The sequence below is a fragment of the Carboxylicivirga fragile genome (assembly GCF_050589805.1).
In the GTDB taxonomy this organism is placed as follows: domain Bacteria; phylum Bacteroidota; class Bacteroidia; order Bacteroidales; family Marinilabiliaceae; genus Carboxylicivirga; species Carboxylicivirga fragile.
The window spans coordinates 44,667-56,650 of the sequence record NZ_JBNGOY010000039.1 but is presented as its reverse complement, the minus strand read 5'-3'; the positions used below and the strand labels follow the sequence as shown (position 1 = coordinate 56,650).

The window sequence follows — 11,984 nt, the reverse complement described above, 5'->3', positions numbered from 1 at the left end:
GTTGTAAAATGTTTCGCAAAATCAATTTACAACTTTGAGGGGAAACCTTTAGGGAGTACCCTCATTTTAAAAAATTAGTCGGTCACTAGTGATAATTAATAGGCAATACATACAAAAAATTCACACCTCAATATTGTTAATACAAAATACTGAGATTCCTATTGGAAGGAAATATAAAGAACAATTGAAGAATACTTAGCTAGAACATAACAATCTATAAGCGATTTGAGCTAGCAATTTTATGTCGAACTCAGGTTATTATGAAACAACAAGGAAGTCGAAATAACTTCCCTATATATTTTACAAAATAATTTTGCTCAGTTAATAACTCACTCTACATGTGCTGTATTTCTGTCGTGATGTTGATACGCGATAATAACCATGTGCATGTGGTATGTAATAATAACCTTTACAATAAGCATAAGCGTAACCATTTACTTCGCGAATAGAATAATGTCGTGGAACTTCATTTACACTTAATACACGGAGATTTATATTAATATATCCTCTGCCAGTATGATAACTATAAAATCGTCCTTGGCAATGGTAATAGATTTCATCACCTTGGTAAAATGAAAAATAGCGATGCGATGGTAGGCGTTGCACATAATGACGAGCGTGGACTTCTGGGTGATGATGTGTGTAGTTATTAGTATTGTGATTACGATTTTGGTGTATACAATACGCAGCATTACAGTTATGTTTGCATGAATAATGTTGATCGCGACTTACATAATGCCGATGTTTCGATCGTTTATCACCATGGTGATGTTTGTGGTGCTTTTCGTATTTTCTGTTGTGATCCTTTCGATTGCGCTCTTCACGATGATCTGAGTGCTCCACTTTCTTATCTTGTTGACGTCGACTTCGATTTTGAGCTTCAACACTATTAATTGAAGTTGCTAGAAGAAAAACAATGCCTGCTGAAATTATATAAGGTGCTTTCATGGCTCTCAATTTTAGTTCTACAATAACTCGGTATGAGTTTTAAAACTGTTGAGAGATCTATTTCAAACTTTATGCCAAAAATTAACAGGCCTTAACATTTATGTTTCGAATGGCATCTTAACTACTCGAAAATACGGACTCAAAACTTCGGACAATAAATCTACGGACTCCGAACTTTTTACTTCGTACTTCTAACTTTTTTCGCCTCTTCCCAAATCTCATCCATCTCTGCCAAGCTCATCGTCTTTAAGTCACGACCCACTTTAAGTGTTTTCTCTTCGAGATAATTGAAACGGTGAATAAACTTTCGGTTGGTACGTTCCAACGCATTCTCGGGATTTACGCCATACAAGCGCGCAGCATTAATCACAGAAAATAATAAGTCACCAAATTCAGCTTCCATCTTATCTTCATCTTGTTGGTCAATTTCTACCTTTAGCTCTTCAAGCTCTTCCTTTACCTTATCCCACACCTGCTCCTTGTGTTCCCAGTCGAAACCTACACCTCTGGCCTTATCCTGAATACGATTGGCCTTCACCATAGCTGGTAGCGACATAGGCACACCTTCCAATACCGATTTATTCCCGCCCTTTTCCTTTAACTTCAGCTTTTCCCAATTTTCTTCAACCTGCTTGGCATCGGCTACTTCAGTATCAGAAAATATATGCGGATGACGGTAGATCAATTTTTCAGTTAAAGAATCAATCACATCCTTCATTGTGAAATCATTGGACTCGGAACCAATCTTTGCATAAAAAACAATGTGCAACAACAAGTCACCCAACTCCTTTTTAATCAGCTTAGCATCCTTTTTAATAATAGCATCGGCCAATTCATAGGTTTCTTCAATGGTAAGCGTACGGAGCGATTCGTTCGTTTGCTCCTTGTCCCATGGACATTTGGCACGTAACTCATCCATTATATCCAGCAATTCCTTAAAAGCAAGTAAAGTTGTATCCATTGTTAATTCCATTTTTTAAGCATCACAAATATATCTTAAAGTTAGATGCAATCAGCAAGAGTGGAAAAAATTCTAATAATGTAAGCCTTATTTGGCCAAGCTCAACAATTATTCCCAGAACTTCAGATTACACTTTCAGAGATAATAGCATTACTATTAAGTATTTAAAAATTGTTCATTAACATTCTGTATTAAATCAGTTTAAAAGATGACAGCTACACACTTAAAAATGCAAAATTTGTTGTTTCTTTGCATTGAAATTTGAGCCGAAATATGATAGAAAAATTGATTTACCTCGAATCAGTTGATTTGGTGGAGTTTTTGGGCATAAAAAATGCAAAACTGGAGATTATTAAAAATAGATTTCCAAAGTTGAAAATTGTGGCTCGTGGAAATTGGTTAAAGGCAATAGGTGATGCCGAAGAAGTAGCCGATTTTGAAGAAAAAATCAATACTCTTCTCGAACACTACAACCATTACAATGTATTAAAGGAAAGTACACTAGGCGAATTATTAGAAGGTGATCGCATAAGTGAAGCCAGTGGCGATACTGATATCATACTATATGGTGTAAGCGGGCGACCGATTAAAGCTCGAACCGAAAACCAGGAAAAATTAGTTGAGGCTTTTAAAAAGAATGATTTATTGTTCGCCATTGGCCCGGCTGGTTCAGGTAAAACCTATACGGCCATTGCACTAGCAGTTGCGGCTTTAAAAAATCGTTCGGTCCGTAAGATAATTCTTAGTCGTCCGGCTGTTGAGGCGGGCGAAAAATTGGGATTCTTACCAGGTGATATGAAAGACAAAATTGATCCTTACTTACAACCTTTATACGACGCCCTGCAAGACATGATTCCTGCTTCTCGCTTAAAAGAGTACATGGAAAATGGAACTATTCAGATTGCACCTCTGGCTTTTATGCGCGGACGTACCTTGAATGATGCTTGTGTTATTTTGGATGAAGCGCAAAATACAACCAACAATCAACTAAAAATGTTTTTAACCCGAATGGGCGGACATGCTAAATTTATTGTGACTGGCGATGTTACACAAATTGACATCCCTAACCCACAAAATTCGGGGCTTGTAAAGGGTATGCAGATATTAAATAACATTGAACGTATAAAAATTATAAACTTTAACGTTAAGGATATTGTTCGACATAAGTTGGTTCAGGATATTGTTGAAGCATACGAGAAAAAACCAAGCATAAAAATAGAAGACAAAAAGCAAAGCATTAACAAATAACTACAAATAATATAATAATGAGCAAAGCAATTGTTAAAACTGATTATCAGTTTCCGGGACAAAAAAGTGTTTACAAAGGAAAAGTGCGTGATGTATATAACATCAACGACGATTATTTAGTAATGGTTGTTTCTGACCGTATTTCTGCATTTGATGTGGTATTACCAAAAGGTATTCCTTACAAAGGACAGGTATTGAATCAGATTGCTGAAAAATTCTTGGACGCAACGGCTGACATTGTACCTAACTGGAAGATAGCTACACCTGATCCAACGGTAACCGTAGGTCACTTCTGTGAAACCTATCCTGTTGAAATGATTGTTCGTGGTTACCTAACTGGTAGTTCATGGCGTTTGTATAAAGAAGGTGGTCGCGATATTTGTGGTGTACCTCTACCTGAAGGTTTAAAAGAGCACCAAGCTTTTCCTGAGCCAATTTTAACTCCTACTACAAAAGCTGAGCAAGGTGAGCACGATGAAAACATTACACGTGAAGAAATCATCAAACAAGGTTTAGTTTCTGAGGAAGAATACCTTGAGCTGGAGCGTATTTCATTAGCGTTATTTAAACGTGGTAGTGAAATTGCCAAAGAAAAAGGCCTTATCCTTGTTGATACCAAATATGAGTTCGGTAGAAAAGATGGTAAAATCTATTTGATCGACGAAATACATACGCCTGATTCATCGCGTTATTTCTATGCCGATGGTTACCAAGAGCGTTTTGACAAAGGTGAAAACCAGAAGCAGTTGTCGAAAGAATTTGTTCGTGAGTGGTTAATGGATAACAATTTCCAGGGACGCGATGGCGAAGTAGTACCTGAAATGTCGGATGAATACGTAACTGAAGTATCAGAACGTTACATTGAGCTTTATGAAAGCATTATTGGTGAAAAATTCCAGAAAGCCGACGTTAGCGAAGTAATTGGACGCGTTGAAAAGAACGTTACAGATTACTTGAATAGTCTATAAGCTATTATCTCTGCATAATTTAAAGAGCACTCATTTGGGGTGCTCTTTTTTTGTCTTATCTAATGGGAATCGTTCCTCTATTGACATGCTAACTAAAAGAATGATTTTCTTACAGTAATTTTCGAATATTTATATCGAATATTCTAGTGCTTTTACCAGCTAAAACACCCTAATATGATGGCTATCGTGTTAAACTTTGTTAAAAACTACATGTGCCACATTAATTACCATTTTGCAATCTCCACATTACAATAAAAAGAATCATGTTGCTATTCCCACATTGCACTTGTTTAAATTCTATGTAACCAACTACTTACAAAATATCATGCAAAAACAACACTAATCTAAGCGCTTTAAAACACAATTCGTTCACACACAAATAAAAGACTACAAAGTCTTTATTTGCATTGTATAATAGAATAAATGGGCTTTACTTTGCATCATCAAAAGCAAGAACAAGAAAACTATAAATACATTAATCATGAGTAAAGTTAAAGAAATGTTTGCCACCGATTTGTGGAATGAGCAAGTTAACGTTAGAAATTTTGTTCAAAAAAACATTACTCCTTTTGAAGGTGATTCTTCATTCTTATGTGGTCCTACCGAAAGAACCAAAAAACTTTGGAGCATTTGTCGCGAAGCGATTAAGGAAGAAATGGACAACAATGGAGTTCGTTCAATCGACACAGAAATTGTTTCTACCATTGCTTCATTCGAGGCTGGTTATATTCAAAAAGACCTTGAATTAATTGTTGGTTTACAAACCGATGAATTATTGAAGCGTGCAATGAAACCTTATGGTGGTATTGCAGTTGTTGAAAAAGCATGTTCAGAACAAGGTTTAGAAGTTTCTGATCGTGTTAAAGACATCTTTCGCAACTACGCTAAAACACACAACGATGGTGTATTTGATGTATATACTGACGAGATTCGTAAGTACCGCTCATTAGGTTTCTTAACCGGATTACCTGATAACTATGCTCGTGGTCGTATTATTGGTGACTATCGTCGCTTGGCTTTATATGGTATCGATGCCTTAATTGAAGCCAAAAAAACTGACTTAGCTGGTTTAGTTGGACCTATGAATGATGAGAAAATTCGTCTTCGCGAAGAAGTAGCAGAGCAAATCAAAGCTTTAGGTCAAATCAAAGAATTAGGTAATACTTATGGTTTAGATCTAAGTCGTCCTGCAGAATCAGCTCAAGAAGCTGTACAGTGGGTTTACATGGCTTACCTGGCAGCTGTTAAAGAGCAAGATGGTGCAGCAATGTCATTGGGTAATGTATCTTCATTCCTTGACATCTATATTCAGTACGATTTAGAAAATGGTACTATTACTGAAGAGTTAGCTCAGGAATTCATTGACCAATTCGTTATGAAATTGCGTGTTGTACGTCACCTACGTATGAACGCATATAATGAAATTTTTGCTGGTGACCCAACTTGGGTAACTGAAGCAATTGGTGGTAAGTTAATGGATGGTCGTCATAAGATCACCAAAACATCATTCCGTTTCTTACAAACACTTTATAACTTAGGTGCCTCCCCTGAGCCAAACATGACTGTTCTTTGGTCACAATCATTACCTGAGAATTTCAAGAAATTCTGTTCACAGGTTTCTATCGATACTTCATCTATCCAATACGAGAATGACGATTTGATGCAAGATACACGTCAGTCTGATGACTACGGTATTGCTTGTTGTGTATCGTTCCAGGAAATTGGAAAACAAATTCAGTTCTTTGGTGCTCGCACCAACTTAGCTAAAACTTTACTATTAGCTGTGAACGGTGGACGTTGCGAAATGTCAGGAAAAACAATTGTAGAAGGTATCCCTGAGCTAAGCAGCGATGAGTTGAACTTCGACGAAGTAATGGCTAATTATAAAATAGCTATGAAAGATGTGGCTCGCGTATACAACGAGTCAATGAACATCATTCACTACATGCACGACAAGTACTATTACGAAAAAGCGCAAATGGCTTTAGTTGATACTAATCCTGCTATTAACTTAGCATATGGTATTGCTGGTTTGTCAATTGTTGCTGATTCATTGTCTGCTATCAAGCATGCTAAGGTTAAAGTGGTTCGTAACGAGCAAGGTTTAAGTACCGATTTTAAAATCGAAGGCGAATTCCCATGTTATGGAAACGATGATGATCGTGTTGATAACTTGGCTGTTCAAATCTCTAGTGATTTCAACCAATTATTGAAGGAACTAGGTACTTATAAAAATGCTGAGCCAACCATGTCAATCCTTACCATTACGTCTAACGTAGTATATGGTTTGAAAACCGGTGCTACACCAGATGGACGTGCTCAAGGAGTTGCATTTGCACCAGGTGCTAACCCAATGCACGGACGTGATAAAAATGGAGCAATTGCTTCATTGAACTCTGTTGCTAAGTTGGACTACAAAAATGCATTGGATGGTATCTCAAATACATTTAGCATCATTCCTAAATCATTGGGAGCTGACGAAGATGTACGTCGCGAGAACTTAGTAACAATGATGGATGCTTATTTCTCTAAAGAAGCACATCACTTGAATGTGAATGTTCTTAACCGTGAGTTATTGGAAGATGCTATGGAGAACCCAGGCGAATATCCACAGTTAACAATTCGTGTATCAGGATATGCTGTAAACTTTGTACGCTTAACACGCGAACAACAAATGGAAGTTATTTCGCGTAGCTTCCACAGCAATATGTAATAAAGTAATACAGACAGAAGTTAACAGGCAGAAGGTGAACCGTCATCTTCTGCCTTCTGGCTTACAACTTATAAACTCATGATAAGAGTTCACTCTTTTGAATCATTAGGAACCTATGACGGGCCAGGCATTAGGTTGGTAGCTTTTTTACAAGGTTGCAATTTTAAATGCCTGTACTGCGCCAATCCTGACACAATCGAACTTAAAGGAGGAAAAGAAACCTCCATTGAAGAGATTGTTAATATGGCTAAAAACCAAAAGCCTTTCTTTGGTAAAAAAGGTGGTATTACTTTTTCCGGTGGCGAGCCTTTGGTTCAGGCTAAAGAGTTAATTCCGGTTGTAAAAGCTTTAAAGGAAGAAGGTTTCCATGTGTGCATCGATACCAACGGCAGTATTCTTAACGATTACGTTAAAGAGCTAATGCAGTACGTTGATATCGTATTGATGGATGTTAAACACATGAACAACGAGAAGCACAATAAGCTGGTTGGAAAAAGCAACGATCGCACTTTAGCTTTTGCTCAATACCTTAACGAAATTAACAAACCAGTTTGGTTGCGTTATGTACTTGTCCCAGGTTATAGCGACGATCAGGATGATCTGCACACCTTAGGAAAACATTTCTCAACACAAAACAACATCGAGAAATTGGAGATTCAACCTTACCATCATTTGGGTTCTCACAAGTACGAGCACATGGGCTGGAAATATGAGCTAGAAGGGGTTCCTTCTAATACTCAAGAACAACTAAATACTGCTTTTAACATTCTTAAGCCTTATTTTAAAGAGATTATAATAAATTAATTCAATAAGGATCGCATCTTTATTACCGTCTGGTTTTAAAGATGCGATCCTTCATTGATGACAACAGACAAAAATAAAAGAACAACAGACAAAATGAGTTCAAACAAATTAAAAAACAGATGGTTTATTGCCTTAGCAGGTGTCGGCATTCACATGTCAATCGGTTCCATCTATGCCTGGAGTAAATTAGGTTCCATGGTAGAAAACCAAATTAGTGCAGCTTGGTCATTACAAGATATCACAACGGTATTTAGTATTGCCATATTCTTTCTTGGTGTATCAGCCGCTTTTATGGGTAAAGTTGTTGAACGTAAAGGTCCTCGATTTACAGGAACCGTTGCTTCCATCTTCTTTGGAACTGGCGTTTTCCTTGGTGGTGTAGCACTAAAAATGGAAAATCTTTATTTGCTTTACGCCACTTATGGTATGATTGGTGGTATTGGTTTAGGTATGGGTTATGTTACACCTGTATCAACCATGGTTAAGTGGTTTCCCGATCGCAGAGGATTAGCAACAGGTATGGCCATTATGGGATTTGGATTAGGTGCAGCCATTCAAATCTATTTGATTAAAAGCATCTTCCCATTGTTTGGCATTACAAGCATATCAAGTATCCTGATGATTCTAGGTCCTGTATATGGTGTATTAATGTTTTCATCGGCACAATACCTCGAAAAGCCACCAGTTGACTGGTTACCTGAAGGCTACAACCCTGACGAAGTTGGCAAAAATGGTAAAGCCATCAAAAAGGATTTATCAAATATCACAGCTAACCAATCATTGAAGACGGCTCGCTTTTACTTTTTATGGGCCATTTTATTCATTAACGTAACCAGTGGTATTGCATTGATTTCAGTAGCCAACTCTATGGGACGCGAAATTGTAATGCTCTCGGTTGAAGCTGCCGCTGTGTTGGTAATGCTAATGAGTATGTTCAACGCCTTTGGACGATTGGCATGGTCTACTCTTTCCGATTACATTGGCCGACCGGCAACGTACATTTCATTTTTTGTGATTCAAATTGCAGCCTTCTATTACTTAACAACTTTCTTTGGAGGAAGTATTTCTGATGCTGGTAAAATTGGTTTTCAGGTTGCATTCTTAATCATCCTAACCTGTTATGGTGGTGGATTTGCCACTGTTCCTGCCTTTATTGGCGATTTATTCGGAACAAAAGAACTGGGTGCTATTCACGGTTATATACTAACAGCATGGGCATTGGCTGGAATAGTTGGTCCTCAAATAATCTCTTATTTAAAAGATACTACTGGTTCTTATCAAGTAGCGCTTTATTATTTAATTGGCTTCTTATTCCTAGGGCTGGTTTCATCTATTTTATTGATACTTAACACCAATAAACTAAGAAAGCAACAAGTTGAAACAGAAGAATTAAAGATGGCTGCGTAATAAGCAATCTTATAAATTGATATATGAAGGACATCTATACTGGGTGTCCTTTTTTGATATTTACCCGGGGTGCGACTATTTACAGGTCGCGAGAGTCGCGCCCCAGGTTGACATTGCTCGCGAGCTTGTTTAATGCAAATCATATTTCATCTCGATAAGCAGATAACATACTATTAGGTGGCCGAGGTCTAGTTTACTGATATAAATCGAAGGAGCGGTTCTTTAAGGATGTCTTGCAAAAGAGAGCCGCTCCTTGCACGATGCTTAGCTTTTTATATCTTCACGCATCAAAACATATGTATGAACAAATTTGACCTCTTAAAACGTCTGCTTCCAGGTTTCTTACCCATTATCGTATTTATTGTTGTTGACGAAATATGGGGTACTTTATATGGCCTTGTTGTCGCTATTACTGTTGGGGTAATTGAATTGGCTTATAGCTATATTAAAGAACGAAAAATCGATCGCTTTGTCATTTTTGATGTGGGCCTTTTAGTGGCTTTAGGTGCTGTTTCAATTCTACTGGATAATGAAGTATTCTTTAAGCTCAAACCGGGTATCATTAGCCTGTTGATGACTGGCTTAATCGGCTTCTCAGCTTTTTCGAAACATAACCTATTGCTTCAGATGACCAAACGATACATGAAGCAAATGCAAATGAACCCGTATCAATTGTGGGAAGTGCAAAACAGCATGAAGCGTATATTTTGGGTACTCCTACTCTACTCTTTAGCTGCCCTAATATCCGCCTTTATTGAAAATAAAGCCATTTGGACCTTCTTAAACGGACCAGGATTATTTGTAATAATGGGCTTGTATTTTGCCTTTGAATGGTTCATTAAAAAGCAACAAAACACAAAATATAAAAACGAAGAATGGTTACCCCTTGTTAATGAAAAAGGCCAGGTACTAGGTTCCGCACCACGCTCAGTGGTTCATTCAGGATCAAGACTACTGCACCCAGTGGTACACCTTCATGTGTTTAACAAAGGTCAGTTATTACTGCAAAAACGAGCTACGAATAAAATGATTCAACCAGGCAAATGGGATACTGCTGTTGGTGGCCATGTTAGCGCAGGTGAAAATATAGAACAAGCCCTCAAAAAAGAAGCTTTTGAAGAAATAGGTTTGACACAATTTAATCAACAAACACTACAGCCTTATATCTGGGAAAGTGAAATCGAAAAAGAATTGGTATTCCTTTTTCGCACCAAGCACAAAGGGACTTTTAAGAAAGCCGATGATGAAGTAGATGAGTTGCGTTTTTGGTCGATGAGTGAAATTAATGATAATATTGGGAAAGGTATATTTACGCCTAATTTTGAACATGAGTATAATTTATTTTTCAGATCAACCTAGCTTATAATGCACAAAATAAGTAGGTGTGACAATTTGCAAACTCTATTTAATTAGCACTTTGTGACTAGATAGTTTTCCATCAATTGAAATTTTCAAAAAATAAATACCTCTGTCCAAATGATCAACGTATATTTTATTTTTCTTAGATATATCCTCTTTTAATACCTGTGTCCCATTAATATCAAATAATTCTGCATTCATTTCAATTAAACCCTTTTCAACATCAATATTAATTACATTTAATGCCGGATTAGGATAAACATTGCAATTCATTATTTCAATACCATTTTGAATAGCAACTTCAGAGTCCTTATAATAATATGTTTTTCGGCTAATATTATCCCAATCATTCGTATTTTCATCCCATTTATAGTATAAATAAAATAATCTGTTTCCATCTGAATTGTAGGAATATTCATATTTAGTATAACTTTTCCAGTCATCCAATGATGCATTCCATTCATATCTTAAATACTCAGTTTTAAAACCATTAACATCAAAACTATATTCTCTTTTAGAAGTGCCAATCCAATCACTAAGCGAAGTATCCCAAGAATAAGAGATATTACTAATTATATTCCCTCTGGAATCTTTTGCATGTTCTATTTTATAATTTTCTATCCATTTATTATTTGAGACATCCCATTTATAAGATATCTCTATTTTTAAATTTTCACTTTCGTTTATCTCCACATTAAAACCTTTTACCCAATCATTCAAAGCATCATCCCAATTATACCCTTCTTTAATAGATAAACTGCCATGCGAATTGTAAATAAATTCGGTTTTATAATCATTTTTCCAATAATTGAGAGCTTTATCCCAAACATAATCTATACTAGAAACTATATTATCAGAATCATAACTTGATTCAAATTTATAACTGCCAATCCAATTATTGAGATTTGCATCCCAATCTAACATTACAAATAAGATTTCATTGCCATTTACATCATAAGTGGTCTCCCATCTATATAACCCTATCCATTCATTAGTATTTGCCACTTTGTTATATGACACATACAAAATTTGATTTCCATTGGAATCATAATTGTATTCACTTTTTGAACTTAATATCCACTCACTTGTAGCAAGACTCCACGTATATGTTTCTATCAGTACAAGATTACCTTTGGAATCATAATTATTAATACTTTTACTAGTATAAGTGAAAGAACCACCATTATCAAAACTACTCTCTGTAATTGTATAATCTATAACTGATTGGGCATTTAGAAATCCTGACAGAAAAATTAAAATACTTAGGGGAAAAATGGTTTTCATCTTAATACAGTTAGGTTATGCTTTATTACTTCCTTTTATAAAGTTAGTATAAAAGTAATAAAAGTTTCAACATAAAAACAACCTAAACATAAAGTTGTCAAAATGTTATAGCTAAAATCACATTATTAAATACTGTAGTATAGTATACAAAAGAAATATGCAGCAAATGAGATTAATGATAATATTGGGAATGGAGTGTTTATGCCCAAGTTCGAATACGAATTTAAAATTTCATTAAAAAATATTAGAGATGGAACCTTAACTTACATCTAACAAAATAAGATGCGATTTT

The 11,984-nt window shown here is 36.1% G+C and carries 9 protein-coding genes; 6 read left to right on the top strand and 3 right to left on the bottom strand.

The genetic code is table 11. From position 1 onward, the window contains the following. Positions 1-321 precede the first annotated feature (321 nt). Both ACRD7B_RS16495 and mazG read right to left on the bottom strand, forming a co-directional pair. Complete coding sequence (locus ACRD7B_RS16495) at positions 322-948, bottom strand: hypothetical protein (RefSeq protein WP_430825700.1); 627 nt, start codon at positions 946-948, stop codon at positions 322-324. 178 nt (positions 949-1,126) lie between these two features. Continuing rightward, positions 1,127-1,909, bottom strand: a complete 783-nt coding sequence (gene mazG / locus ACRD7B_RS16490; RefSeq protein ID WP_430825699.1) for a nucleoside triphosphate pyrophosphohydrolase — start codon at positions 1,907-1,909, stop codon at positions 1,127-1,129. Positions 1,910-2,182: 273 nt separating this feature from the next. On the opposite strand from mazG, the gene ACRD7B_RS16485 reads away from it, so the two are divergent. The 6 genes from ACRD7B_RS16485 (at position 2,183) to ACRD7B_RS16460 (ending at position 10,408) form a co-directional block, all read left to right on the top strand. Beyond that, complete coding sequence (locus ACRD7B_RS16485) at positions 2,183-3,157, top strand: PhoH family protein (protein WP_430825698.1); 975 nt, start codon at positions 2,183-2,185, stop codon at positions 3,155-3,157. Between the two features lie 17 nt (positions 3,158-3,174). Continuing rightward, entirely contained in the window at positions 3,175-4,125 is a 951-nt protein-coding gene (locus ACRD7B_RS16480) for a phosphoribosylaminoimidazolesuccinocarboxamide synthase (protein ID WP_430825697.1), read from the top strand. A gap of 481 nt (positions 4,126-4,606) precedes the next feature. After that, on the top strand, positions 4,607-6,838 hold the full coding sequence (pflB, locus tag ACRD7B_RS16475; protein ID WP_430825696.1) for a formate C-acetyltransferase: 2,232 nt from the start codon (positions 4,607-4,609) through the stop codon (positions 6,836-6,838). Positions 6,839-6,916: 78 nt separating this feature from the next. Beyond that, on the top strand, positions 6,917-7,642 hold the full coding sequence (pflA, locus tag ACRD7B_RS16470; RefSeq protein ID WP_430825695.1) for a pyruvate formate-lyase-activating protein: 726 nt from the start codon (positions 6,917-6,919) through the stop codon (positions 7,640-7,642). A 93-nt stretch (positions 7,643-7,735) separates the two neighbouring features. Next, positions 7,736-9,049 carry an L-lactate MFS transporter gene (locus ACRD7B_RS16465; RefSeq protein WP_430825694.1) on the top strand — a complete coding sequence of 438 codons (1,314 nt, stop codon included), beginning with the start codon at positions 7,736-7,738 and terminating at the stop codon, positions 9,047-9,049. 300 nt (positions 9,050-9,349) lie between these two features. Further along, complete coding sequence (locus tag ACRD7B_RS16460; RefSeq protein ID WP_430825692.1) at positions 9,350-10,408, top strand: NUDIX domain-containing protein; 1,059 nt, start codon at positions 9,350-9,352, stop codon at positions 10,406-10,408. 42 nt (positions 10,409-10,450) lie between these two features. On the opposite strand, the gene ACRD7B_RS16455 is transcribed toward ACRD7B_RS16460, so the two are convergent. Next, on the bottom strand, positions 10,451-11,692 hold the full coding sequence (locus tag ACRD7B_RS16455) for a T9SS type A sorting domain-containing protein (RefSeq protein ID WP_430825691.1): 1,242 nt from the start codon (positions 11,690-11,692) through the stop codon (positions 10,451-10,453). Positions 11,693-11,984: the final 292 nt, after the last annotated feature.